Source organism: Romboutsia sp. LXY-2 (assembly GCF_056171995.1).
In genome coordinates, this window is record NZ_JBKFGI010000025.1 from 1 (window position 1) to 21,780 (window position 21,780).

At 33.8% G+C, this 21,780-nt stretch carries 40 protein-coding genes; all 40 read left to right on the forward strand.

What is annotated here, in order from left to right:
• Window positions 1-99: EF-Tu C-terminal domain-related protein (locus ACI48P_RS21525; RefSeq protein ID WP_475219539.1), on the forward strand; the 99-nt coding region annotated here is incomplete at its 5' end.
• A gap of 412 nt (window positions 100-511) precedes the next feature.
• Window positions 512-823, forward strand: a complete 312-nt coding sequence (gene rpsJ, locus ACI48P_RS21530) for a 30S ribosomal protein S10 (protein ID WP_475219477.1) — start codon at window positions 512-514, stop codon at window positions 821-823.
• A 93-nt stretch (window positions 824-916) separates the two neighbouring features.
• The gene (gene rplC, locus ACI48P_RS21535; RefSeq protein WP_475219478.1) at window positions 917-1,546 is read left to right on the forward strand and encodes a 50S ribosomal protein L3; all 630 of its coding nucleotides are present in this window, start codon (window positions 917-919) and stop codon (window positions 1,544-1,546) included.
• 28 nt (window positions 1,547-1,574) lie between these two features.
• Window positions 1,575-2,198: a 50S ribosomal protein L4 gene (rplD, locus tag ACI48P_RS21540; RefSeq protein ID WP_475219479.1), complete on the forward strand. Its 624-nt coding sequence runs from the start codon at window positions 1,575-1,577 to the stop codon at window positions 2,196-2,198.
• Window positions 2,199-2,200: 2 nt separating this feature from the next.
• Window positions 2,201-2,491, forward strand: a complete 291-nt coding sequence (gene rplW, locus ACI48P_RS21545) for a 50S ribosomal protein L23 (RefSeq protein ID WP_475219541.1) — start codon at window positions 2,201-2,203, stop codon at window positions 2,489-2,491.
• A 29-nt stretch (window positions 2,492-2,520) separates the two neighbouring features.
• Complete coding sequence (rplB, locus tag ACI48P_RS21550; RefSeq protein WP_475219481.1) at window positions 2,521-3,351, forward strand: 50S ribosomal protein L2; 831 nt, start codon at window positions 2,521-2,523, stop codon at window positions 3,349-3,351.
• Between the two features lie 34 nt (window positions 3,352-3,385).
• Window positions 3,386-3,667, forward strand: coding sequence for a 30S ribosomal protein S19 (gene rpsS / locus ACI48P_RS21555; RefSeq protein WP_095406321.1), 282 nt, complete (start codon window positions 3,386-3,388; stop codon window positions 3,665-3,667).
• Between the two features lie 31 nt (window positions 3,668-3,698).
• Window positions 3,699-4,034 (forward strand): 50S ribosomal protein L22, encoded by a 336-nt coding sequence (gene rplV / locus ACI48P_RS21560; protein WP_475219483.1) that lies wholly within the window; start codon window positions 3,699-3,701, stop codon window positions 4,032-4,034.
• A gap of 21 nt (window positions 4,035-4,055) precedes the next feature.
• Window positions 4,056-4,871, forward strand: a complete 816-nt coding sequence (gene rpsC / locus ACI48P_RS21565) for a 30S ribosomal protein S3 (RefSeq protein WP_475219485.1) — start codon at window positions 4,056-4,058, stop codon at window positions 4,869-4,871.
• A 30-nt stretch (window positions 4,872-4,901) separates the two neighbouring features.
• Window positions 4,902-5,333 carry a 50S ribosomal protein L16 gene (gene rplP / locus ACI48P_RS21570; protein ID WP_475219487.1) on the forward strand — a complete coding sequence of 144 codons (432 nt, stop codon included), beginning with the start codon at window positions 4,902-4,904 and terminating at the stop codon, window positions 5,331-5,333.
• Window position 5,334: 1 nt separating this feature from the next.
• The gene (rpmC, locus tag ACI48P_RS21575; protein WP_475219488.1) at window positions 5,335-5,538 is read left to right on the forward strand and encodes a 50S ribosomal protein L29; all 204 of its coding nucleotides are present in this window, start codon (window positions 5,335-5,337) and stop codon (window positions 5,536-5,538) included.
• Between the two features lie 23 nt (window positions 5,539-5,561).
• Entirely contained in the window at window positions 5,562-5,816 is a 255-nt protein-coding gene (gene rpsQ, locus ACI48P_RS21580) for a 30S ribosomal protein S17 (RefSeq protein ID WP_475219490.1), read from the forward strand.
• Window positions 5,817-5,842: 26 nt separating this feature from the next.
• Window positions 5,843-6,211: a 50S ribosomal protein L14 gene (gene rplN / locus ACI48P_RS21585; RefSeq protein ID WP_475219492.1), complete on the forward strand. Its 369-nt coding sequence runs from the start codon at window positions 5,843-5,845 to the stop codon at window positions 6,209-6,211.
• A 22-nt stretch (window positions 6,212-6,233) separates the two neighbouring features.
• Window positions 6,234-6,539, forward strand: coding sequence for a 50S ribosomal protein L24 (gene rplX / locus ACI48P_RS21590; RefSeq protein ID WP_475219543.1), 306 nt, complete (start codon window positions 6,234-6,236; stop codon window positions 6,537-6,539).
• A gap of 25 nt (window positions 6,540-6,564) precedes the next feature.
• On the forward strand, window positions 6,565-7,107 hold the full coding sequence (gene rplE, locus ACI48P_RS21595) for a 50S ribosomal protein L5 (RefSeq protein ID WP_475219495.1): 543 nt from the start codon (window positions 6,565-6,567) through the stop codon (window positions 7,105-7,107).
• A 45-nt stretch (window positions 7,108-7,152) separates the two neighbouring features.
• On the forward strand, window positions 7,153-7,338 hold the full coding sequence (locus tag ACI48P_RS21600) for a type Z 30S ribosomal protein S14 (protein WP_021127555.1): 186 nt from the start codon (window positions 7,153-7,155) through the stop codon (window positions 7,336-7,338).
• A 32-nt stretch (window positions 7,339-7,370) separates the two neighbouring features.
• Window positions 7,371-7,769, forward strand: a complete 399-nt coding sequence (gene rpsH, locus ACI48P_RS21605; protein WP_475219498.1) for a 30S ribosomal protein S8 — start codon at window positions 7,371-7,373, stop codon at window positions 7,767-7,769.
• Between the two features lie 30 nt (window positions 7,770-7,799).
• A complete protein-coding gene (gene rplF, locus ACI48P_RS21610; protein WP_475219499.1) occupies window positions 7,800-8,342 on the forward strand; it encodes a 50S ribosomal protein L6 in 543 nt (180 codons plus the stop codon).
• A gap of 34 nt (window positions 8,343-8,376) precedes the next feature.
• On the forward strand, window positions 8,377-8,745 hold the full coding sequence (rplR, locus tag ACI48P_RS21615) for a 50S ribosomal protein L18 (protein ID WP_475219501.1): 369 nt from the start codon (window positions 8,377-8,379) through the stop codon (window positions 8,743-8,745).
• An 18-nt stretch (window positions 8,746-8,763) separates the two neighbouring features.
• The gene (gene rpsE / locus ACI48P_RS21620; RefSeq protein ID WP_475219503.1) at window positions 8,764-9,273 is read left to right on the forward strand and encodes a 30S ribosomal protein S5; all 510 of its coding nucleotides are present in this window, start codon (window positions 8,764-8,766) and stop codon (window positions 9,271-9,273) included.
• 14 nt (window positions 9,274-9,287) lie between these two features.
• Window positions 9,288-9,473, forward strand: coding sequence for a 50S ribosomal protein L30 (rpmD, locus tag ACI48P_RS21625; protein ID WP_475219505.1), 186 nt, complete (start codon window positions 9,288-9,290; stop codon window positions 9,471-9,473).
• Window positions 9,474-9,504: 31 nt separating this feature from the next.
• Window positions 9,505-9,948: a 50S ribosomal protein L15 gene (gene rplO, locus ACI48P_RS21630; protein ID WP_475219507.1), complete on the forward strand. Its 444-nt coding sequence runs from the start codon at window positions 9,505-9,507 to the stop codon at window positions 9,946-9,948.
• A gap of 43 nt (window positions 9,949-9,991) precedes the next feature.
• Complete coding sequence (gene secY, locus ACI48P_RS21635; protein ID WP_475219509.1) at window positions 9,992-11,260, forward strand: preprotein translocase subunit SecY; 1,269 nt, start codon at window positions 9,992-9,994, stop codon at window positions 11,258-11,260.
• A gap of 15 nt (window positions 11,261-11,275) precedes the next feature.
• On the forward strand, window positions 11,276-11,926 hold the full coding sequence (locus tag ACI48P_RS21640) for an adenylate kinase (RefSeq protein WP_475219511.1): 651 nt from the start codon (window positions 11,276-11,278) through the stop codon (window positions 11,924-11,926).
• Complete coding sequence (gene map, locus ACI48P_RS21645; RefSeq protein ID WP_475219513.1) at window positions 11,926-12,672, forward strand: type I methionyl aminopeptidase; 747 nt, start codon at window positions 11,926-11,928, stop codon at window positions 12,670-12,672. Before ACI48P_RS21640 ends, map begins: the two co-directional genes overlap by 1 nt.
• Window positions 12,673-12,694: 22 nt before the next feature.
• Entirely contained in the window at window positions 12,695-12,973 is a 279-nt protein-coding gene (locus tag ACI48P_RS21650) for a KOW domain-containing RNA-binding protein (protein WP_475219514.1), read from the forward strand.
• 27 nt (window positions 12,974-13,000) lie between these two features.
• Window positions 13,001-13,219, forward strand: coding sequence for a translation initiation factor IF-1 (gene infA, locus ACI48P_RS21655; protein WP_021122032.1), 219 nt, complete (start codon window positions 13,001-13,003; stop codon window positions 13,217-13,219).
• 34 nt (window positions 13,220-13,253) lie between these two features.
• Complete coding sequence (rpmJ, locus tag ACI48P_RS21660) at window positions 13,254-13,367, forward strand: 50S ribosomal protein L36 (protein WP_017753001.1); 114 nt, start codon at window positions 13,254-13,256, stop codon at window positions 13,365-13,367.
• A 146-nt stretch (window positions 13,368-13,513) separates the two neighbouring features.
• A complete protein-coding gene (gene rpsM / locus ACI48P_RS21665; RefSeq protein WP_475219517.1) occupies window positions 13,514-13,885 on the forward strand; it encodes a 30S ribosomal protein S13 in 372 nt (123 codons plus the stop codon).
• Window positions 13,886-13,909: 24 nt separating this feature from the next.
• Entirely contained in the window at window positions 13,910-14,308 is a 399-nt protein-coding gene (gene rpsK / locus ACI48P_RS21670; RefSeq protein ID WP_475219519.1) for a 30S ribosomal protein S11, read from the forward strand.
• Window positions 14,309-14,339: 31 nt separating this feature from the next.
• Complete coding sequence (rpsD, locus tag ACI48P_RS21675; RefSeq protein ID WP_475219520.1) at window positions 14,340-14,963, forward strand: 30S ribosomal protein S4; 624 nt, start codon at window positions 14,340-14,342, stop codon at window positions 14,961-14,963.
• Between the two features lie 77 nt (window positions 14,964-15,040).
• Complete coding sequence (locus tag ACI48P_RS21680; RefSeq protein ID WP_475219522.1) at window positions 15,041-15,988, forward strand: DNA-directed RNA polymerase subunit alpha; 948 nt, start codon at window positions 15,041-15,043, stop codon at window positions 15,986-15,988.
• Window positions 15,989-16,011: 23 nt separating this feature from the next.
• Window positions 16,012-16,353 carry a 50S ribosomal protein L17 gene (gene rplQ, locus ACI48P_RS21685; RefSeq protein ID WP_475219524.1) on the forward strand — a complete coding sequence of 114 codons (342 nt, stop codon included), beginning with the start codon at window positions 16,012-16,014 and terminating at the stop codon, window positions 16,351-16,353.
• 171 nt (window positions 16,354-16,524) lie between these two features.
• Entirely contained in the window at window positions 16,525-17,358 is an 834-nt protein-coding gene (locus ACI48P_RS21690; protein ID WP_475219526.1) for an energy-coupling factor transporter ATPase, read from the forward strand.
• Complete coding sequence (locus ACI48P_RS21695) at window positions 17,346-18,212, forward strand: energy-coupling factor transporter ATPase (protein WP_475219528.1); 867 nt, start codon at window positions 17,346-17,348, stop codon at window positions 18,210-18,212. Before ACI48P_RS21690 ends, ACI48P_RS21695 begins: the two co-directional genes overlap by 13 nt.
• On the forward strand, window positions 18,206-19,003 hold the full coding sequence (locus ACI48P_RS21700; protein WP_475219530.1) for an energy-coupling factor transporter transmembrane component T family protein: 798 nt from the start codon (window positions 18,206-18,208) through the stop codon (window positions 19,001-19,003). Before ACI48P_RS21695 ends, ACI48P_RS21700 begins: the two co-directional genes overlap by 7 nt.
• A gap of 11 nt (window positions 19,004-19,014) precedes the next feature.
• The gene (gene truA / locus ACI48P_RS21705; RefSeq protein ID WP_475219532.1) at window positions 19,015-19,746 is read left to right on the forward strand and encodes a tRNA pseudouridine(38-40) synthase TruA; all 732 of its coding nucleotides are present in this window, start codon (window positions 19,015-19,017) and stop codon (window positions 19,744-19,746) included.
• Between the two features lie 119 nt (window positions 19,747-19,865).
• On the forward strand, window positions 19,866-20,297 hold the full coding sequence (rplM, locus tag ACI48P_RS21710; RefSeq protein WP_475219533.1) for a 50S ribosomal protein L13: 432 nt from the start codon (window positions 19,866-19,868) through the stop codon (window positions 20,295-20,297).
• A 28-nt stretch (window positions 20,298-20,325) separates the two neighbouring features.
• Complete coding sequence (rpsI, locus tag ACI48P_RS21715; RefSeq protein WP_475219535.1) at window positions 20,326-20,718, forward strand: 30S ribosomal protein S9; 393 nt, start codon at window positions 20,326-20,328, stop codon at window positions 20,716-20,718.
• Between the two features lie 71 nt (window positions 20,719-20,789).
• A complete protein-coding gene (gene cwlD / locus ACI48P_RS21720) occupies window positions 20,790-21,512 on the forward strand; it encodes an N-acetylmuramoyl-L-alanine amidase CwlD (protein WP_475219537.1) in 723 nt (240 codons plus the stop codon).
• Window positions 21,513-21,780 lie beyond the last annotated feature (268 nt).

Sequence of the window (21,780 nt, forward strand, 5' to 3'; positions counted from 1 at the left end):
TTAATAAACTCTATAGCTGTAGAAGAAGGATTAAGATTCGCAATAAGAGAAGGTGGAAGAACAGTAGCATCAGGAGTTGTTGCTTCTATAGTAGAATAATTTCTACATTCCAATTCTGTTATTTAACATATATAGACGAGGGGGCTTGTGCTCCCTCGTTTTTGTTTTAGTATAAAATTCTAAATTAGTAATAATATACTACATATATTTTGTTGACATTGTTCAAAAAAAAATATATACTAAGTTAGTGCTTTGAAACAGGAAATAATCAAGTTTACATCTATGTTTTACATAAAAAAATAAATTTTGTAAAATAGTAAAAAAAACTTGAAAAAAAGTAAAAAATAATATAATATATAATAGTGTGCTTGAGAGATACGAAAATAACAAATTGAATTCTAGTGAAATACGGCAAAATGTCGAGTGTTTAATTACAACACACCCGGAGCAGTGTATCGGCATAAGTCGTACGTAACTTAAATTAAACGTACGATAAAGGAGGGAAATTACAATGGCTAAGAATGAAAAAATAAGAATAAGATTAAAGTCATATGATCACAAATTATTAGATTTTTCAGCTGCTAAAATAGTAGAAACTGCTAAGAAAGCTGGATCACAAGTTTCAGGACCTGTGCCACTACCAACTGAAAAGCAAATAGTAACTATATTAAGAGCTGTACACAAGTACAAAGACTCTAGAGAGCAGTTCGAAATAAGAACTCACAAGAGATTAATAGACATAGCAAACCCAACGCCTAAGACAGTTGACTCTTTAATGAAGTTAGACTTACCAGCTGGTGTTGATATAGAAATAAAATTATAATAGCTACCTAAGATATTCGCCTATATGGTAACTATCTTAGAATGATTATCTGGTAACGGGTAATCCGCTGTAAGAATTATAGGAGGTGCTAATATGAAAGGAATATTAGGAAAAAAGTTAGGAATGACTCAAATATTCACTGAAGCAGGTATAGTTGTACCAGTAACAGTTGTTGAGGCAGGACCAATCGTTGTAACTCAAATAAAAACAGTTGAGAAAGACGGATACAACGCTATACAAATAGGTTTCCAAGATGCTAAAGAAAAGTCGTTAAATAAGCCTCAAAAAGGTCATTTAGCTGCTGCTAACACATTAAAGAAACACTTAAAAGAATTCAGAGTAGAATCTGTTGAAGGATACACTGTTGGTCAAGAAATAAAGGCTGACTTATTCGAAGCAGGAGAAATAATAGATGTAACTGGAATATCTAAAGGTAAGGGATTCCAAGGTCCAATAAAGAGACATGGTCAATCTAGAGGTCCAGAATCTCACGGTTCTAGATATCACAGAAGACCAGGTTCAATGGGTGCTTGTTCATTCCCTGGTAGAGTATTCAAAAACAAAAAATTAGCTGGACACATGGGTAGCGTTAAAGTTACTGTTCAAAACTTAGAAGTAGTTAGAATAGATGCTGAAAAGAACCTTATATTAGTTAAGGGTGCTATACCAGGACCTAAAGGTTCAGTAGTAACTATAAAAGAAGCTATAAAGTCTTCTAAATAATGACTAACCTAAGAAAGGAGGAAGCACAATGCCAAAATTAAATGTATTAAATATGAATGGACAAAATGTTGGAGAAATAGAATTATGTGATGCTATATTCAACGTTGAAGTTAATGAACATGTTTTATATGAGGTTGTTAAAAACCAATTAGCAAACAAGAGACAAGGTACTCAATCTGCTAAGACTAGAGCAGAAGTTAGAGGTGGCGGAAGAAAACCTTGGAAACAAAAAGGAACAGGTAGAGCTAGACAAGGTTCTATAAGATCTGTACAATGGGTTGGTGGAGGAGTTGCTTTTGCACCTAAGCCAAGAGATTACAGATATACATTACCTAAGAAGGTAAGAAGATTAGCGATGAAGAGTGCTTTATCTGCTAAGGTTCAAAACGGAGAAATGATAGTATTAGACGCATTAACAATGGATGCTCCTAAGACTAAAGAATTTGCTCAAATATTAAAGAATATAAACGCTTCTAAGAAAGCTTTAGTAGTAACTGCTGAAAATAATACAAACGTAATAAGATCAGCAAACAACATGGAAGGTGTTGCTACTGCTACAGTTAACACTATAAATGTTTACGATATATTAAAGTATGATACATTCGTAATCACTACAGACGCGGTTAAGAAAGTGGAGGAGGTGTACGCATAATGATGACTAATCCACATGATATAATAAAGAAGCCAGTTGTTACTGAGCAATCTATGGCGGATATGGCTGAAAAGAAATACACTTTTGTTGTAGCTAACGATGCTAACAAAACTGAAATAAAGAAAGCTGTAGAAAAAGTATTCGGAGTTAAAGTAGAAAAAGTAAACACTATGAACTACGATGGAAAAGTTAAGAGAATGGGTAGACATGAAGGAAGAACTGCAAGCTTTAAGAAAGCAGTAGTTAAGTTAACTGCTGACAGTAAAGAAATAGAATTCTTCCAAGGAATGTAATATCCTAACAAACGAAGGAGGGAAAACAGATGGCTATAAAAAAGTTTAAACCAACTTCTCCTGCCTTAAGACAAATGACAGTTTTAGTTTCTGATGAAATAACTTGCAATGAACCAGAAAGATCTCTTTTAGTTTCTTTAAAGAAGAACTCTGGTAGAAATGCACACGGAAAGATAACTGTTCGTCACAGAGGTGGAGGAAACAGAAGAAAATATAGAATAATAGATTTCAAGAGAAATAAAGACGGAGTACCTGCTAAGGTTGCTACTGTTGAATATGATCCAAATAGAACGGCTAACATAGCTTTATTACACTATGCAGATGGTGAAAAGAGATATATATTAGCTCCAGTTGGATTAGAGGTTGGAACAACTGTATTATCAGGACCAACAGCTGACATAAAGCCAGGAAATGCATTAGCATTAAAGGATATGCCAGTAGGTACAGTAATACACAACATAGAATTAAAGCCTGGAAAAGGAGCTCAGTTAGTTAGATCTGCTGGTGTTTCTGCTCAATTAATGGCTAAAGAAGGTAAAAAAGCCTTATTAAGATTACCATCAGGAGAAATGAGATTCGTTTCAATAGATTGTAAAGCTACAATCGGACAAGTTGGTAACATAGAACACGGTAACGTAGTTATCGGTAAAGCAGGTAGAAAAAGACATATGGGTATAAGACCTACAGTTAGAGGTTCTGTAATGAACCCTTGTGACCATCCACACGGTGGAGGGGAAGGTAGATCTCCAATAGGTAGACCATCACCTGTTACTCCATGGGGTAAACCAGCTCTTGGATACAAAACTAGAAAGAAAAATAAAGCTTCTGATAAGCAAATCGTATCAAGAAGAACTAAGTAATAGATTACTTTTCACTAGGAAAGGAGGATATTAAATGTCAAGATCAACTAAAAAAGGACCTTTCGTACACGCGAGACTTTTAAAGAAAATAGAAGCTATGAACGCTAGCGGAAATAGAGAAGTTATAAAGACTTGGTCAAGAACTTCTACAATATTCCCACAAATGGTAGAACATACTATAGCAGTTCATGATGGAAGAAGACATGTTCCTGTTTATGTAACAGAAGACATGGTTGGACACAAGTTAGGTGAGTTCGTTCCTACAAGAACTTTCAAAGGACACAAGGACGACGAAAAATCTAATAAGAGAAAATAATAATTTCTGACTAAGGAAGGAGGAATAGCAAATGGAAGCAAAAGCTACTGCTAAATATGTACGTGTATCACCAAGAAAAGCAGGACAAATCTGTGACCTTGTTAGAGGAAAGAATGTTGATGAAGCATTAGCAATATTAAAGTTCACTCCAAGAGGAGCAGCTTCAATAATAGCTAAAGTTGTAAAATCTGCTAAAGCAAACGCTGAAAACAACCACGAAATGGATGTTGAAAATTTATATATAGCATCAGTAGTTGCAAACCAAGGACCTACAATGAAGAGATTCATGCCTAGAGCTATGGGACGTGCAACAATGATAAGAAAGAGAACTTCTCATATAGAGGTTGTTCTTAAGGAAAAAAAATAGTATAAGATAGGAGGGAAAACAATGGGACAAAAGGTTAATCCACACGGACTAAGAGTCGGTGTTATAAAAGATTGGGACTCAAGATGGTTCGCAACTGATAAGAAAGAGTTCGGAAACTTATTATTAGAAGACCACAACGTTCGTAAATTCTTAAAGAATAAATTATATTCTGCTGGAGTTGCAAACATAGAAATAGAAAGATCAGCAAACAAGTTAAAGTTAGACTTACACGTTGCTAAGCCAGGTGTAGTTATAGGTAAGGCTGGTGCTGGTATAGATGCATTAAAAGCAGAATTAGAAAAAATGACAAAGAAAAATGTTATAGTTAACATAGTTGAAGTTAGAAACCCTGATAAAGATGCTCAATTAGTAGCAGAAAATATAGCATTAGCTATAGAAAGAAGGGTAGCTTTCAGAAGAGCTATGAAGCAAGCTATACAAAGAGCTATGAAATCAGGAGCTAAAGGTATAAAAGTATCTGCATCTGGTAGATTAGGTGGAGCTGAAATGGCTAGAACTGAAGGATACAGCGAAGGAAATGTACCTTTACAAACATTAAGAGCTGATATAAACTATGGTTTCGCTGAAGCGAACACTACTTACGGAAAAACTGGTATAAAGGTTTGGATATGTAATGGTGAAGTTCTTCCGACTAGAAATGGTGTAAACCCAAGAGAAGAAAGAAGAGAAAACAAGAGAAACGATAGAAGAGATAACAGAAGAAACGACAGAAGAGATAACAGAAGAAACAATGATAATAGAAGAGGAAATGATAACAGAGGACAAAGAGGACAAAGACCTCAAGGATCAAGACCTCAAAGAACTGAAGGTAAATAATTATAAGGTTCAAGGAAGGAGGAAATACTCATGTTAATGCCAAAAAGAGTAAAGCGTCGTAGAGTTCACAGAGGAAGCATGGCTGGGAAGGCTCAAAAAGGTAACAAAGTTACTTACGGTGAGTTCGGACTAGTTGCATTAGAAGCTTCTTGGATAACTTCTAATCAAATAGAAGCTGCCAGAATAGCTATGACTAGATATATAAAAAGAGGCGGGAAGGTTTGGATAAAAATATTCCCACATAAGCCTGTAACAAGAAAGCCAGCTGAAACTCGTATGGGTGCCGGGAAAGGTTCTCCAGAATACTGGGTAGCAGTTGTTAAGCCAGGAAGAGTAATGTTCGAATTAGCAGGTGTTCCTGAAGATAAAGCAAGAGAAGCAATGAGACTTGCTATGCACAAACTTCCAGTTAAATGTAAGTTTGTTAAAAAAGAAGATTTAGAAGTAAAGGGTGGTGAATAGGATGCAAGCTAAAGAATTAAGAAATTTATCAAGCGAAGAGCTTATGAACAAATTAAATGACTTCAAAAGTGAATTATTTAGCTTAAGATTCCAATTAGCTACTGGTCAATTAGAAAATACAGCGAGAATAAAGTTCGTTAAGAAGGATATAGCTAGAGTTAAGACTGTTCTTGTTGAAAGAAAGTTAAACGAAACTAGAGCTTAATTTGGAAAGGAGGCTTTTTACACATGGAAAGAGGAAGAAGAAAAGTTAGAATAGGCCGTGTTGTTAGTGATAAAATGGACAAGACAATAGTTGTTGCTGTTGAAGATTTCGTACGTCATCCATTATATAACAAGCCAGTTAAGAGAACTAAGAAATTCAAAGCTCACGATGAACAAAATGTTTGTAGAATCGGAGATAGAGTTAAAATAATGGAAACTAGACCTTTATCAAAAGATAAGAGATTCAGATTAGTTGAAGTTATCGAACAAGCTAAGTAGTTTTTTGGAAAAGGAGGGATTACGATATGGTACAACAAGAGACACGTTTAAGAGTTGCTGATAACTCTGGTGCGAAAGAAATATTATGTATACGTGTACTAGGCGGAAGTAAAAGAAGATATGGTAACATAGGCGACGTGATAGTTGCTACTGTTAAAAGTGCAACACCTGGTGGAGTTGTAAAAAAAGGTAAAGTTGTTAAAGCTGTTATAGTGAGAAGCAAGCAAGGCGTTAGACGTAAAGACGGAAGTTATATATCTTTCGACGAGAATGCTGCAGTTATAATAAAAGACGACAAGACTCCAGTAGGAACTCGTATATTCGGGCCTGTTGCTAGAGAGTTAAGAGATAATGACTTCATGAAGATAGTTTCTCTTGCTCCAGAAGTACTATAATAAGGAGGTGCAATAGGACATGATGCGTGTTAAAAAAGGTGACACTGTTGTAGTTATAGCAGGAAAAGATAAAGGTAAAAAAGGTTCAGTAGTTAAGGTATTCCCTAAGGCTAACAGAGTTTTAGTTGAAGGAGTTAACGTAATAACTAAGCACCAAAAGCCAAGTGCTATAAACCCACAAGGTGGAATAATAAATAAAGAAGCCCCAATTCACATATCTAACATAATGCCACTAGATCCTGAAACAGGAAAAGGAACAAGAGTTAGATTTGAAATGAAAGATGGGAAAAAAGTTAGAGTAGCAGTTAAGAGCGGAAAAGAAATATAATATAGCTTGAAAGGAGGGACCTTAAATGGCTTCTAGATTACAAGAAAAATACATGAAAGAAGTTGCTCCTGCTTTAATGGAGAAATTTGGATACAAGAACGTTATGGAAATACCTAAGTTAGACAAAATAGTTATAAACATGGGTATAGGTGACGCTAGAGAAAATCCAAAAGGATTAGAAAAGGCTGTAGAAGAGATGGCAATAATCTCTGGACAAAAGCCAGTTACTACAAAAGCTAGAAATTCAGTAGCTAACTTCAAGTTAAGAGAAGGAATGCCAATAGGAGCAAAAGTTACATTAAGAGCTGACAAAATGTTCTACTTCATGGACAAGTTAGTATCTGTATCTTTACCAAGAGTTAGAGACTTTAGAGGTATAAACCCTAATGCTTTCGATGGTAGAGGTAACTACGCACTAGGTGTTAAAGAACAATTAATATTCCCTGAGATTGAATACGATAAGGTAGACAAAGTAAGAGGGATGGATATAATATTCGTTACTACAGCGAAAACTGACGAGGAAGCTCGTGAATTACTAAAATTATTAGGAATGCCGTTTTCTAAGTAAGCTTAGAAAAGGTCATTTTCTAAGCTAAACGAAGGAGGGATTCCAGTGGCTAGAAAAGCGATGGTTGTAAAACAACAAAAGAAGCAAAAGTACGCTACTAGAGAATACACTAGATGTACTATATGTGGTAGACCACATTCGGTTTTAAGAAAATTTGGTATATGCCGTATATGCTTTAGAGAATTAGCTTATAAGGGTCAAATACCTGGTGTTAGAAAAGCAAGTTGGTAAAACTTACCTAAAAATGGAAGGAGGGTTTCAATATGACAATGACAGATCCAATCGCAGATATGCTTACTCGTATAAGAAATGCTAACGTAGTTAAGCATGAAACTGTTGACGTTCCTGCTTCTAATATGAAGAAAGAATTAGCTAGAATCTTATTAGAAGAAGGTTTCGTTAGAGGTTATGATGTTATAGAAGATGGAAAACAAGGAATAATAAGAATACAATTAAAGTACGGACAAACTGGCGAAAGAGTTATATCAGGATTAAAGAGAATATCTAAGCCTGGTATGAGAGTTTACGCTGCTAAGAGCGAAGTACCTAGAGTTTTAAACGGATTAGGTATATCAATAATGTCTACTTCAAAAGGGATATTAACTGATAAGCAAGCTAGAAAAGAAAATGTTGGTGGAGAAGTAATCTGCTACGTTTGGTAATAGAAACGAACAATGTAAGGAGGTGCGACTATGTCAAGAATAGGTGTTAAGCCAATAACAGTACCTGCAGGTGTTGAAGTAACAGTAGCTGAAGGAAACTTCGTTACAGTAAAAGGACCTAAAGGAACTTTAACTAAGCAATTAGATGGTGCTATGATAATAAAGCAAGAAGAAAATACTATAACTGTTGAAAGACCTACTAACAACAAGCAACACAGAGCGTTACACGGATTAACTAGAACTTTACTAGATAATATGGTAATAGGTGTTACTGCTGGTTTCGAAAAGAAATTAGAATTAGTTGGTGTTGGATACAGAGCTCAAAAGTCAGGAAACAAATTAGTTATGAACTTAGGATTCTCTCATCCGGTAGAAATGGAAGATCCAGAAGGAATAACTGTTGAAGTTCCTAACCAAACTGAGTTAATAGTTAAAGGAATAGACAAGCAATTAGTAGGGAACTACTCTGCTAAGATAAGAGCTTGGAGAAAGCCAGAGCCATACAAAGGTAAAGGTATAAGATACGCTGGTGAAGTTGTAAGACGTAAAGAAGGAAAAACTGGTAAGAAATAATACCAAACTTAAACGCTAGAAAGGAGTGAGCTCGGTGTTAAAGAAAATTGATAAAAACGCAGTTAGACTTCAAAGACATAAGAGTGTTCGTAAGAAAGTTTCTGGAAGTACTCAAAGACCAAGATTATGTGTATTCAGAAGTGCTAACAACATATATGCTCAAATAATAGATGACACAAACAGAGTTACTCTTGTTGCTGCATCTTCTTTAGACGCAGAAGTAAAGGGTGCTGTTAAAAATACAGGAAACAAAGAAGCAGCTAAGTTCGTTGGTGAATTAGTAGCTAAGAAAGCTGTTGAAAAAGGAATCACTGAAGTTGTATTTGACAGAGGTGGATACTTATATCACGGTAGAGTAAAAGAGTTAGCTGAAGGTGCAAGAGAAGCTGGACTTAAGTTCTAATAAAGGAGGGAAATACACATGATACGTCGTAAGCCAATAGATGCAAGACAACTTGACTTAAAAGAAAAAGTTGTTGAAGTTAGACGTGTTACTAAGGTTGTAAAAGGTGGTAGAAACTTCCGTTTTGCAGCATTAGTCGTTGTTGGAGACGAGAACGGACACGTTGGTATAGGTGCTGGTAAAGCAATGGAAGTACCAGACGCTATAAAGAAAGCTGTAGAAGATGCTAAGAAGAATCTTATACAAGTGCCAATGGTTGGTACAACAATACCACACGCAGTTAACGGACACTTCGGTGCTGGTAAAATATTAGTAATGCCTGCTAAGGAAGGTACAGGAGTTATAGCTGGGGGACCTGCTAGAGCGGTACTTGAGTTAGCTGGATTAAAAGACGTTAGAGCTAAATCTTTAGGATCTAACAACCCAAGAAATATGGTAAATGCTACAATAGAAGGACTTAACTCTCTAAAAACAGTTGAAGATATAGCTAAGCTTAGAGGTAAAAAAGTTGAAGATCTTCTAGGGTAAGGAGGTAGTGAAAGATGGCTAAATTACAAATAAAGTTAGTTAGAAGTACAATAGGAACTACTCCTAACCAAAAGAAAAACGTAGAAGCGTTAGGATTAAGAAAAAGAGAACAAGTAGTTGTTAAAGAAGACAATGCCCAAATAAGAGGGATGATAACAAAAGTTAAGCATTTAGTTGAAGTAACTGAAATAGCTGAATAATAACGAAGAAGCAATAAAGGAGGTGCAATCCATGAAGTTACATGAATTAAGACCTGCTGAAGGTGCAGTAAGATCTAAGAAAAGATTAGGTAGAGGTACTGCGACTGGACAAGGTAAAACTGCAGGACGTGGACAAAAAGGACAATGGTCTCGTTCAGGTGGTGGAGTTAGAGTAGGATTCGAGGGTGGACAAATGCCACTAGCTAGAAGACTTCCTAAGAGAGGTTTCAACAACATATTCAAAAAAGTTTACACTGAAGTTAATGTTGAAGTTTTAAATAGATTTGAAAATGGAACAGAAATAACTGCTGAATTATTAAAGTCTACTGGTGCTATCAGTAAGATAGAAAAAAACGGCGTTAAGATCTTAGGCGAAGGAACTCTTGAAAAAGCTGTAACAGTTAAAGCTGCTAAGTTTACTGCTTCAGCTCAAGAGAAAATAGAAAAAGCTGGAGGAAAAGCAGAGTTAGTTTAATCTAATCTGCAACTCCTAGCCATTACAGGCGGGGTGAGTTAACGTGATATCACAGTTAAAACAAGCTTGGAAGATAAAAGATGTAAGAAGAAAAATATTATATACTTTGATGATGATTACTGTATTCAGGATAGGTGCTACAATACCTGTTCCTGGTGTTAATACAGATTATATAAGGGCGATGGTAGGCGAAAATAGTCTACTTTCCTTATATAACTTGTTTACAGGGGGAGCGTTTAGTAACTTTACACTATTTGCTCTTGGTATAGGACCGTACATTACGGCTTCTATCATAGTACAACTTCTAACTATTGGTTTTGAAAGTTTGGAAGAACTTCAAAAGTCAGGTGAAGAAGGTAAGAAAAAAATCAATAAATATACTAAGTATATAGCATTAGCTTTAGCATTTGTACAAGCAATAGCAATTACATTAGGAATTGTTAGAGGTGCTTTAGCAACAGATAATGCATTTTATATAGCTACAGTTATCCTTACATTAGTAGGAGCTAGTATGATGCTAATGTGGATAGGAGACAAAATTACTGAAAAAGGATTAGGTAATGGAAGCTCGATAATAATATTTATAGGAATTATCTCAAGAATCCCTGCAGATATAATACAAACTGTAAGCCAAATGAAAAATGGTAGTCTTCCGATATGGTCAGGGGTAGTATTATTAATAGTGATATTAATAACTATAGCTGCTGTTACATTTATACAAGAAGCTACTAGAAAAATACCTGTACAATATGCTAAGAGAGTTGTTGGAAGAAAAATGTATGGAGGACAAAGTTCTCATATACCTATGAAAGTTAACCAGTCAGGAGTTATACCAGTAATTTTTGCTAGTTCACTTTTAGCTTTCCCTCAAACTATAGCAATGTTTATGGGGGCAGATGCTCAAAACTTTGTTCAAACATATTTAAATCCTGCGGCTAGCCCAGGTGTTTGGATATATAGATCACTTGAAATTCTGTTAATAATATTCTTCTCATATTTCTATACTACTATTTCGTTTAATACGGAAGATATAGCTAACAATATGAAAAATAACGGTGGATTTATACCAGGTATAAGACCAGGCAAACCAACTATCGATTACTTAAATAGAATATTATCAAGATTAACTCTAGCTGGTGCAGTATTCCTTGCTTGTATAGTAATGATATCTGCCATAATAATGTTCTTTATGAAGATACAAATAACATTAGTTGGGACATCTCTACTAATAGTTGTAGGTGTTGCATTAGAACTTAAGAGACAGTTAGAATCAAATTTAGTTATGAGAACCTACCAAGGTTTCTTAAAATAAATCGGAGATGATCATATGAGAATAATATTACTTGGACCTCCTGGAGCAGGTAAAGGCACACAAGCTGCAGGAATCGTAGAAAAATACAACATACCTCATATATCAACAGGAGATATATTCAGAAAGAATATAAAAGAGGGAACAGATCTTGGAAAGAAAGCTAAAGAATACATAGATCAAGGATTACTAGTTCCAGATGAGTTAACTGTAGGTTTAGTTACAGACAGAGTAACTCAAGCTGACTGTGAAAATGGATTTATGTTAGATGGATTCCCAAGAAATGTATCTCAAGCTGAACAGTTAGATGCGTTTTTAAAAGAGGCTAATATAACTTTAGACAAGGTAGTTAATATCGAAGTTGATAAGAATATATTAGTATCTAGAGCAGTTGGAAGAAGAATATGTAAATCTTGCGGTGCTACGTATCATGTTGAGTTTAATGCTCCTAAAACTGAAGGTGTATGCAATGTATGCCAAGGAGAGCTTTACCAAAGAGCAGATGATACTGAAGAAACTGTATCGAAAAGAATACAAGTTTATCTAGATGAAACTAAGCCTTTAGCTGATTATTACACTAAACAAGGTATAATAGCAGATATAAATGGTCAACAATCAATAGATAAGGTATTTGATGATATAGTAGTTGCTCTAGGAAGTGATAAATAATGATTATTTTAAAATCTAAAAAAGAAATTGAATTCATGAGAGAAGCTGGTAAAATTGTAGGTGAAACTCATGAAATATTAAGGAAGGCTATTACTCCGGGAATATCTACTTTAGAGTTAGATAAAATAGCTGAAGAGAATATAAGAAAATATAATGCTATCCCATCTTTTAAAGGCTATGGCGGTTTTACAGGAAGTATATGTGCATCTATCAATGAAGAAGTTGTACATGGTATACCTGGGAACAAAATAGTTAAAGAGGGAGACATTATAAGTTTAGATGTAGGAGCCTATTATAAAGGATATCATGCTGATTCTGCGAAAACTCACGGTGTTGGTATAATATCTGAAGAAGATAGGAAATTAATAGAAGTAACAAGAGAAAGCTTCTATGAAGGATTAAAATTTGCTAAACTAGGATATAGATTATCTGATATCTCACACGCAATACAAGCACACGTTGAAAAATATGGGTTCTCTGTAGTTAGAGATTTAGTTGGTCATGGAGTTGGAACTGAACTTCATGAAGATCCGCAAATACCTAATTATGGACCGCCAGGAAAAGGACCAAGACTTCAAGAAGGAATGGTACTAGCTATTGAGCCTATGATTAACGCTGGTCGTTATCATGTAAAGACTTTAGCTGATGGCTGGACTATTGTTACAATAGATGGACAAAAATCAGCTCATTATGAGCACACGATAGCAATTACTGAAGATGAACCTCTGATATTAACAGAGTTTTAATCATGTAAAGTAGGTGAATAAAGTGCTATCTAATAAATTAAGTGTAGGGCAAGTAGTTCAGGTTTCCTCAGGTAGAGATACAGGAAGATTTTTCTTTGTAATAAAAGTTATTGACCATGAATATGTATTGATCTCTGATGGAAGAAAAAGAAAACTTGATAAACCTAAGCTAAAGAAAGTTAAGCACTTGAAAAGATATAATGTTGTTAATGAAATACTTAAGGATAAAATATTATCTGGACAAGAAATTACAGATGCTTTTTTAAGAGCTGAGCTTACTAAGTTAAATAATATTGTTTAACTTATTGAATGGAGGTTTGGTTAGTTAATGGCCAAAAAAGATGTTATAGAGTTTGAAGGTACAGTTACAGAAAACTTACCGAATGCTATGTTTAAAGTTAAATTAGAGAATGGACATGAAGTATTATGTCACTTATCTGGAAAGCTAAGAATGAACTTCATAAGAATTCTTGAAGGTGATAAGGTGAACGTTGAATTATCTCCGTATGATCTTACAAGAGGAAGAATCACTTGGCGTAAGAAGTAGACTATTTTAACCTTAGTCTGAGGAGGGATAAATAATGAAAGTAAGACCATCAGTAAAACCAATGTGCGAAAAATGTAAAGTTATAAAAAGAAAAGGAAAAGTAATGGTTATCTGTGAAAATCCTAAGCACAAGCAAAAACAAGGATAATAAATTATTACTAGTAATTTATTAAAAATTATAGTATAATATAATACTGTGATGTTACAAAAAGCTTAAAATTGTAGAAATATCTGTTTTCGGATAAAGCAGGTGTTTTAGGTTTTAAAGTAAAACTATGTGTAGGAGGTGCGACAATGGCAAGAATAGCTGGGGTAGATTTACCTAGAGAAAAAAGAGCAGAAATAGGCTTAACTTATATATATGGTATAGGTAAGGCAACTGCTAATGAAATATTAGCTAAAGCTGAAATAAGTCCTGATGCTAGAATCAAAGACTTATCTGAAGATCAAGTTAATGAATTAAGAAAAATAATAGACAACGATTTCTTAGTTGAAGGTGACTTAAGAAGAGAGATCGCTTTAAACATAAAGAGATTAAGAGATATAAAATGTTACAGAGGTATGAGACATGCTAAAGGTCTTCCACTAAGAGGACAAAGAACTAAGACTAACGCTAGAACTAGAAAAGGTCCTAGAAAAACTGTATCTCGTAAGAAGAAAAAATAATAACTAGTAAAAGGAGGGAAAACAATGGCTAAACCAAAAAAGAAAGTTACACGTGTTAGAAGAAGAGAACGTAAGAATATCGAACGTGGACATGCACATATACAATCAACTTTCAACAATACTATAATAACTTTAACTGACGTTCATGGGAATGCTATATCAGCTGCATCTTCAGGACAATTAGGATTCAAAGGATCAAGAAAAGCGACTCCTTTTGCATCTCAAATGGCTGCTGAAACTGCTGCTAAGGCTGCAATGGAGCACGGTTTAAAGAGCGTTGAAGTATTCGTTAAAGGACCAGGTTCAGGAAGAGAAGCTGCAATAAGAGCTTTACAAGCTACTGGATTAGAAGTAACTATGATAAAAGATGTTACTCCAATACCACACAACGGATGTAGACCGCCAAAGAGAAGAAGAGTGTAATTATATAAGAGAACAATAGGAGGTGTAAATAATGGCAAGATATACAGGTGCATCATGTAGACAATGTCGTAGAGAAGGAATGAAATTATTCCTTAAAGGTGACAGATGTTACACTGATAAGTGTGCTATAGTTAAAAGAAACTATGCTCCAGGACAACATGGACAAGGAAGAAAGAAAGTTTCTAACTATGGATTACAATTAAGAGAAAAACAAAAAGTTAAGAGAATATACGGAGTTTTAGAAACTCAATTCAGAAACTTATATGAACGTGCTGAAAAGATGACTGGTAAAACAGGGGAAAACTTATTAAGCCTATTAGAAAGAAGATTAGACAACGTGGTTTACAGAATGGGATTAGCTTCATCTAGAAAAGAAGCTAGACAATTAGTAGGACACGGACATTTCACTTTAAATGGTAAGAAGGTAGATATACCATCAATAACTGTTAAAGCTGGAGATGTTATAACTGTTAAAGAAACATCTAAATCTTCTGCTAAGTTCAAAGCTTTAGTAGAAGCTAACTCAAGAATAGCTCCTAAGTGGTTAGAAGCTAACTTAGAAGGAATGAGCGCTACAGTTGTTGCTATGCCATCAAGAGAAGATATAGATCTTGAAGTAGCAGAACACTTAATTATAGAGCTTTACTCTAAGTAATAAGCATATTTTAAAATTATTTTTTAAAATTTTGTTTACCCTCAGTGGATTAATAAATTTGAAGGAGGGTTTTGTCCATGATAGAAATAGAAAAACCAAAAGTAGATATAATCGAACTTAGCGAAGACTATAGTTATGGTAAGTTTGTCATAGAACCTCTAGAAAGAGGATATGGAATAACTATAGGGAACGCATTAAGAAGAATATTATTATCTTCTTTACCAGGTGTTGCGGTACACTCTATTAAGATAGATGGAGTGTTACATGAATTCTCTACAATTCCTGGAGTTAAAGAAGATGTAACAGAAATAATATTATCTTTAAAAGAGCTTTCAGCTACTATAGATGGTGAAGGAAGTAGAACACTTAAAATAGAAGCTCAAGGACCATGCTCTATCAAAGGATCTGATATAATATGTCCTCCGGACGTTGAAATATTAAGCAAAGATTTACCAATAGCTACGCTAGATGATAATGCTAAGCTTAATATGGAAATATTCATTGATAAAGGTAGAGGTTATGTTTCTGCTGAAGAAAATAAAACAGAGAATATGCCTATAGGTGTTTTACCTGTAGACTCAATATATACTCCTGTTGAAAAAGTGAGCTATCATGTAGAAAATACAAGAGTAGGTCAAAAGACAGATTATGATAAATTAGTACTTGATGTATGGACTAATGGAAGTATAAATCCTCAAGAAGGAATATCACTTGCAGCAAAAGTACTAGTTGAACATTTAAATCTATTCATAGACTTAACAGAGCATGTAAGCAATGTTGAGATAATGGTAGAAAAAGAAGAAGATCAAAAAGAAAAAGTTCTAGAAATGACTATAGAAGAATTAGACTTATCAGTTAGATCTTACAACTGTTTAAAGAGAGCGGGAATAAATACAGTTGAAGAATTAGCTAATAAATCTGAGGACGATATGATGAAGGTGAGAAACCTTGGTAAAAAGTCGCTTGAGGAAGTTATCCAAAAGTTAGAAGAACTTGGACTAGGTCTTAAACCAAGCGAAGAATAGTAGCTAGCAAAGGAGGGATAAGCATGGCTAATTACCGTAAATTAGGTCGTGTAACTGCACACAGAAACCTTATGTTAAGAAACTTAGTAACTGATTTACTAAGAGCTGGAAGAATAGAAACTACAGTAACTAGAGCTAAAGAAACTAGAAGAATGGCTGAAAAGATGATAACTCTTGCTAAAAGAGGAGATCTTCACGCTAGAAGACAAGTTATGGCTTACGTTATGGATGAAACAGTAGTAAACAACTTATTCACTGATATAGCTCCAAAGTATGCTGAGAGAAATGGTGGATATACTAGAATAATCAAAAAAGGACCAAGAAAAGGCGACGCTGCTGAAATGGCTTTTATAGAATTAGTATAGTATAAAAAAAGATTAGGCTTAATGCCTAGTCTTTTTTTATTTATACGAATATTTTTCATTTTACTAAGTTTTTTTGTACATACTAATATAGTCATTTTTTTGTTTACTTGTGATATAATACTACTTAAAATGGCTTTATTTAATTGCTGCTTATAAGAAGGAGTATGATATATGAACAATATAGTAAAGGTTAATAATGTTTCATTTGAGTATATTACAGATGAAGCGACGTTTAAAGCGATAGATGATTTAAGCTTAGATGTAAAACAAGGTGAGTTTGTTGTAGTAATAGGACATAATGGTTCTGGTAAATCTACATTATCTAAGAACTTAAATGCTATTCTTATGCCTAGTAAGGGAAATATACTTATTGATGGTATTGATACAAAAGATGAAGAAAAAATATGGGATATTAGGCAAACTGCTGGTATGGTATTCCAAAATCCAGATAACCAAATAGTTGCTACTGTTGTTGAAGAAGATGTAGCTTTTGGTCCGGAAAACTTAGGATTACATCCTAAAGAAATAAGAAAAAGAGTGGATGAATCTTTAAAGAGCGTAGGAATGTATGAATTAAGAGATAGACAACCTCATCTTCTTTCTGGAGGACAAAAACAAAGAGTTGCTATAGCAGGAATAATTGCTATGAAGCCTAAATGTATAATATTTGATGAAGCAACCGCTATGTTAGATCCATCTGGAAGAAAAGAAGTAATGAAGACTATAAAAAGACTTAATAAAGAAGAAAATATTACTACTATACATATAACGCATTTTATGGAAGAAGCTGTAGATGCAGATAGAGTAATTGTAATGGAAAAAGGTAAGAAAATCTTAGAGGGAACTCCGAAACAAGTATTTAGTAATATAGATATGTTAAAAAGTATAGGGTTAGATGTTCCTTTTATGACAGAGCTATCTAGTTTATTAAGTAAGGAAGGGCTAGAGATTAATAGTGAGATATTAACTGTAGATGAAATGGTGATGCAATTATGTCAATTATAGTAAAAAACTTAACTCATATATACAATGAGGGTATGCCTTTTGCTAGTAAGGCATTAGATGATATTACTCTAGAGATACAAGACCGTGATTTTGTTGGTCTTATAGGTCATACAGGTTCAGGGAAATCTACTTTAATTCAACATTTAAATGGGATACTTAAACCTTCATCTGGAAAAATAATAATAAATGATTTTGATATAACTGATCCGGAGTTAAATTTAACTGATATAAGAAAAAGAGTAGGTGTAGTTTTTCAATACCCAGAATATCAATTATTTGAAGAAACAGTAGAGAAAGATATAGCCTTTGGACCTTCTAATTTAGGCCTAGAAGAGTCGGAAATACAAAATAGAGTCAAATGGTCGATGAATGCGGTTGGACTTAAGTATGAGGATTTTAAAGATAAATCACCTTTTGAATTATCAGGAGGTCAGAAACGTAGAGTTGCGATTGCTGGTGTGATTGCGATGAACCCTGAAGTGTTAATATTAGATGAACCTACAGCAGGACTTGATCCAGGTGGAAGAGATGAAATATTTGATTTAATCAAAAAACTTCATAGTGAAAATAACATGACTATTATATTATCATCTCACAGTATGGATGATATGGCTAAGTTAGCTAAAACAGTAATAGTTATGAATCACGGTAAAATTGAATTTATGGGAACTCCAAGAGAGGTATTTAAAAATAACTCTTCAAAGTTACAAGAAATAGGATTAGATATACCTCAAGTATTAGAACTTGCTATTAAGCTTAGAGAACAAGGTTTTGATATTAGAGAAGATATAATTACTATAGAAGAAGCTAAAGAAGAAATATTAAAAGCTATGAGGGGGAGGAAAAAATGTTAAAAGATATTACTATAGGACAATATTATCCTTCTAACTCTGTTATTCACAAGCTAGACTCAAGAATAAAGCTTATTGCTACGTTTGTATTTATGGCTTCATTGTTTATTATTAATAAATTTTGGCCATATGTAATAGTATTAGTATCTTTAGCAGCAGTAATTAAAGTATCTACAATACCAGGTAAATATATTTTAAAGGGCTTAAAGCCTTTAAGATGGATTATACTATTTACATTTGTAATAAATGTATTCTTCTTACCTGGAGACGTAATATGGTCATTTGGATTCCTTAGAATAACTAGTCAAGGTATTTCGCAAGCTATATTTATGGCTATAAGATTAGTATTCTTAGTAGTAGGGACATCTTTATTAACTCTAACTACATCTCCTATAGATTTAACAGATGGTATAGAGAGATTACTTAATCCATTTAAAAAAATAGGTTTACCAGTCCATGAACTAGCTATGATGATGACTATTGCTCTTAGATTCATTCCTACTTTACTAGACGAGACTGACAAAATAATGAAAGCTCAAATGTCTAGAGGTGCGGATTTTGAAAGTAAAAATATAATAAGTAGAGCTAAAAACTTAGTACCATTACTAGTGCCTTTATTTGTTAGTGCTTTTAGAAGAGCGGATGAACTTGCTATGGCTATGGAGGCTAGATGTTATAGAGGTGGATATAACAGAACAAAAATGAAGATATCTATCATCACTAGAGCTGATTATATAGCTAGTGTTTTACTAATAATATACTTGGGAGTTATTATAGTTACTAGATATATATAAAGAGGTATGTAATGAGAAATATTAAAATAACAATACAGTACAATGGTGCAAACTATTGTGGATGGCAAAAACAGCCTAATTCTTTAGGTATACAAGGTACAATTGAAAAAGCTATTTATGAAATAACTAAAGAAGAAGTAAAAATAACTGGTTCTGGAAGAACGGATGCAGGAGTACATGCATTTGGACAAGTTGCTAATTTTAAGCTAATGTCTACTATTCCAACATCAAAGATACCAAACGCTTTAAATGCTAAATTACCAAAAGATATATCTATTATAGAGTGTGAAGAGGTACCAGAAGAGTTTCATTCTAGATATAGTGCAAAAGGTAAGAGGTATAGATACTTAATTTATAATAGTGCTTATAGAAGTCCTATATACAAAGATATATCCTATCAAGTTAAATATGACTTAGATTTTGAAAAAATGTGTAGAGAAGCTAAAGCATTAGTAGGGACACATGATTTTAAAGGATTTATGAGTTCGGGATCTTCTGTATCTGATACTGTAAGAACTATATACGACATAGAATTGACTAAAGAAGAGAACCTTATTGTTATGGAAGTTGAGGGTAATGGATTTTTATATAATATGGTTAGAATAATAGCAGGAACGCTAGTTGATATAGGTCGAAATAGGATAAATGAAAGTCTTGCCGACATAATTAATTCAAAGAGTAGATCAAGATGTGGTCATACTGCACCAGCACATGGATTATTTCTCAAAAAAGTTGATTATTAGCTTGACACACCAGGGGGCATGTATTAAAATAAGTTAGAGTGTGTTAATAAGTCCACTTGCCCCGGACTTGACATAAACGGTAAAATTTTTATATGAAAATAAGTTAAGGAGGGACAACTATGAAGAGTTATATAGCAAAGCCAGCTGATGTACAAAGAAAATGGTATATCGTTGATGCTGAAGGAAAAACATTAGGTCGTATGGCGACTGAAATAGCAACAATATTAAGAGGGAAGCACAAGCCAACTTTCACACCACATGTAGACGGTGGAGATTTCGTTGTTGTTGTAAATGCAGATAAGGTAGTTTTAACAGGGAAGAAATTAGAGCAAAAGATGTACAGATACCACACAGGATATGTTGGTGGATTAAAGGAAATAACTTACAAAGAAATGATGGCTAAAAAGCCTGAAGAAGTTGTTGCACATGCTGTAAGCGGTATGTTATGTAAGAACAAATTAAGAAGCAGAATGATGACTAGATTAAGAGTATTCGCAGGACCTAACCATGATCATGCAGCTCAAAATCCAGAAGTTTTAAACTTTAAATAATATATAACGGGTGAAAGGAGGAGTTATCATGGCTAACGTTCAATACTACGGAACTGGAAGAAGAAAAAGCTCTGTTGCTAGAGTAAGATTAGTAGCAGGTGAAGGAAAAATAACTATAAATGGAAGAGATGTAGCTGAATTTTTCAACTACGAAACATTAATAAGAGATGTTAAGCAACCATTAGTTTTAACTAATAATGAAAATAAATACGATGTAATAGTAACTGTTGAAGGTGGAGGATTCACTGGACAAGCAGGTGCTATAAGACACGGTATATCTAGAGCTTTATTAAAGGCAGATACTGATTTAAGACCAGCTTTAAAAGCAGAAGGATTCTTAACTAGAGATGCTAGAATGAAGGAAAGAAAGAAATACGGATTAAAGGCAGCAAGAAGAGCTCCACAATTCTCAAAGAGATAATTTTATATGCCTATTCAAAGACTTTGGAATATTCCAAAGTCTTTTTTAATATAAATGTACAGGGTGATATTGTGAAAAAGTACATAAAACATATTATTTTTGGTGTTGTGGCGTTATTATTTGTAGGAGCTTCTATCATAGAAATTAAAAACTCTTCTACTGAGGTAATGAGTTCTATGCCTATAACTAATAAAGTTGTTGTTTTAGATGCTGGTCATGGGGGGATAGATCCAGGTTCTATGAATGATGATAAGACAATTTTAGAAAAGGACATAAACTTAGCTATTACTCTTAAGTTAAGGGATTTAATTGAATCTAGTGGCGGTACTGTTATTTTAATAAGAGAGGATGATAGTAGTCTATATGTTGATGATGGTAAAAAATCAATAAGAGAAAAGTATAATGAGAATTTAAGAAATCGAAGAAAAATGATACAAGAATCTGATGCAGATATGTTTTTATCAATACATATGAATGCATTGAGTGGAGTGGCAAATGCATCTAAGTATTATGGCGCTCAAACATTTTACTCAGTATCTAATGAACAAAGTCAAGCTTTAGCCAAAATTGTACAAGGTGAGCTAAAGAGAGTAGTTGATGAAAGTAATAATCGAGAAATTAAAAGTGGAAGCGATAAGTACATATTAAAAGAAAATGCAATGCCTTCTATTCTTATAGAGTGTGGATTCTTATCTAATGACAAAGAAGCTAAACTTTTGACTGATGAAAAATATCAAGATAAAGTAGCTTGGGCAATATATGTTGGCATTCAGAAATATTTTAGTGAAAATTAGAATAATATAAAAAAACTTGCACATAATAGTTTATAACGAGGCAGAAATGACTTGTTATAAACTTTTTTTCTGTGAATATGAAAAAATAGTAAAAAAGTGTTGACTTCAAAAAAATATGATGTTATTATTAATGAGTGCTTAAGAGAAGCACAAAAGAACTTTGAAAATTAAACAGTAGGTTAATTTATAGAATTTGAAACAACCAAACAAAGCCAGATATATAACAGTATCTGAGCCCGTTAAACTTTTATTTGAGAGTTTGATCCTG

What these genes read in the sequence shown, in the direction of transcription:
- rplQ (WP_475219524.1), top strand. Translation starts at nt 16,012, where the DNA reads ATGGCTAATTACCGTAAATTAGGTCGTGTAACTGCACACAGAAACCTT.
- rplC (WP_475219478.1), top strand. Translation starts at nt 917, where the DNA reads ATGAAAGGAATATTAGGAAAAAAGTTAGGAATGACTCAAATATTCACT.
- rpsS (WP_095406321.1), top strand. Translation starts at nt 3,386, where the DNA reads ATGTCAAGATCAACTAAAAAAGGACCTTTCGTACACGCGAGACTTTTA.
- rplW (WP_475219541.1), top strand. Translation starts at nt 2,201, where the DNA reads ATGACTAATCCACATGATATAATAAAGAAGCCAGTTGTTACTGAGCAA.
- rpsC (WP_475219485.1), top strand. Translation starts at nt 4,056, where the DNA reads ATGGGACAAAAGGTTAATCCACACGGACTAAGAGTCGGTGTTATAAAA.
- rpmJ (WP_017753001.1), top strand. Translation starts at nt 13,254, where the DNA reads ATGAAAGTAAGACCATCAGTAAAACCAATGTGCGAAAAATGTAAAGTT.
- ACI48P_RS21695 (WP_475219528.1), top strand. Translation starts at nt 17,346, where the DNA reads ATGTCAATTATAGTAAAAAACTTAACTCATATATACAATGAGGGTATG.
- ACI48P_RS21680 (WP_475219522.1), top strand. Translation starts at nt 15,041, where the DNA reads ATGATAGAAATAGAAAAACCAAAAGTAGATATAATCGAACTTAGCGAA.
- rpsJ (WP_475219477.1), top strand. Translation starts at nt 512, where the DNA reads ATGGCTAAGAATGAAAAAATAAGAATAAGATTAAAGTCATATGATCAC.
- ACI48P_RS21690 (WP_475219526.1), top strand. Translation starts at nt 16,525, where the DNA reads ATGAACAATATAGTAAAGGTTAATAATGTTTCATTTGAGTATATTACA.
- infA (WP_021122032.1), top strand. Translation starts at nt 13,001, where the DNA reads ATGGCCAAAAAAGATGTTATAGAGTTTGAAGGTACAGTTACAGAAAAC.
- rplN (WP_475219492.1), top strand. Translation starts at nt 5,843, where the DNA reads ATGGTACAACAAGAGACACGTTTAAGAGTTGCTGATAACTCTGGTGCG.
- ACI48P_RS21640 (WP_475219511.1), top strand. Translation starts at nt 11,276, where the DNA reads ATGAGAATAATATTACTTGGACCTCCTGGAGCAGGTAAAGGCACACAA.
- rpsI (WP_475219535.1), top strand. Translation starts at nt 20,326, where the DNA reads ATGGCTAACGTTCAATACTACGGAACTGGAAGAAGAAAAAGCTCTGTT.
- rplX (WP_475219543.1), top strand. Translation starts at nt 6,234, where the DNA reads ATGCGTGTTAAAAAAGGTGACACTGTTGTAGTTATAGCAGGAAAAGAT.
- rplB (WP_475219481.1), top strand. Translation starts at nt 2,521, where the DNA reads ATGGCTATAAAAAAGTTTAAACCAACTTCTCCTGCCTTAAGACAAATG.
- rpsH (WP_475219498.1), top strand. Translation starts at nt 7,371, where the DNA reads ATGACAATGACAGATCCAATCGCAGATATGCTTACTCGTATAAGAAAT.
- ACI48P_RS21700 (WP_475219530.1), top strand. Translation starts at nt 18,206, where the DNA reads ATGTTAAAAGATATTACTATAGGACAATATTATCCTTCTAACTCTGTT.
- rplP (WP_475219487.1), top strand. Translation starts at nt 4,902, where the DNA reads ATGTTAATGCCAAAAAGAGTAAAGCGTCGTAGAGTTCACAGAGGAAGC.
- rpsK (WP_475219519.1), top strand. Translation starts at nt 13,910, where the DNA reads ATGGCTAAACCAAAAAAGAAAGTTACACGTGTTAGAAGAAGAGAACGT.
- rpsQ (WP_475219490.1), top strand. Translation starts at nt 5,562, where the DNA reads ATGGAAAGAGGAAGAAGAAAAGTTAGAATAGGCCGTGTTGTTAGTGAT.
- rpmD (WP_475219505.1), top strand. Translation starts at nt 9,288, where the DNA reads ATGGCTAAATTACAAATAAAGTTAGTTAGAAGTACAATAGGAACTACT.
- rplV (WP_475219483.1), top strand. Translation starts at nt 3,699, where the DNA reads ATGGAAGCAAAAGCTACTGCTAAATATGTACGTGTATCACCAAGAAAA.
- truA (WP_475219532.1), top strand. Translation starts at nt 19,015, where the DNA reads ATGAGAAATATTAAAATAACAATACAGTACAATGGTGCAAACTATTGT.
- rplF (WP_475219499.1), top strand. Translation starts at nt 7,800, where the DNA reads ATGTCAAGAATAGGTGTTAAGCCAATAACAGTACCTGCAGGTGTTGAA.
- rpmC (WP_475219488.1), top strand. Translation starts at nt 5,335, where the DNA reads ATGCAAGCTAAAGAATTAAGAAATTTATCAAGCGAAGAGCTTATGAAC.
- rpsD (WP_475219520.1), top strand. Translation starts at nt 14,340, where the DNA reads ATGGCAAGATATACAGGTGCATCATGTAGACAATGTCGTAGAGAAGGA.
- rplE (WP_475219495.1), top strand. Translation starts at nt 6,565, where the DNA reads ATGGCTTCTAGATTACAAGAAAAATACATGAAAGAAGTTGCTCCTGCT.
- rplD (WP_475219479.1), top strand. Translation starts at nt 1,575, where the DNA reads ATGCCAAAATTAAATGTATTAAATATGAATGGACAAAATGTTGGAGAA.
- rpsM (WP_475219517.1), top strand. Translation starts at nt 13,514, where the DNA reads ATGGCAAGAATAGCTGGGGTAGATTTACCTAGAGAAAAAAGAGCAGAA.
- rplO (WP_475219507.1), top strand. Translation starts at nt 9,505, where the DNA reads ATGAAGTTACATGAATTAAGACCTGCTGAAGGTGCAGTAAGATCTAAG.
- map (WP_475219513.1), top strand. Translation starts at nt 11,926, where the DNA reads ATGATTATTTTAAAATCTAAAAAAGAAATTGAATTCATGAGAGAAGCT.
- rpsE (WP_475219503.1), top strand. Translation starts at nt 8,764, where the DNA reads ATGATACGTCGTAAGCCAATAGATGCAAGACAACTTGACTTAAAAGAA.
- rplM (WP_475219533.1), top strand. Translation starts at nt 19,866, where the DNA reads ATGAAGAGTTATATAGCAAAGCCAGCTGATGTACAAAGAAAATGGTAT.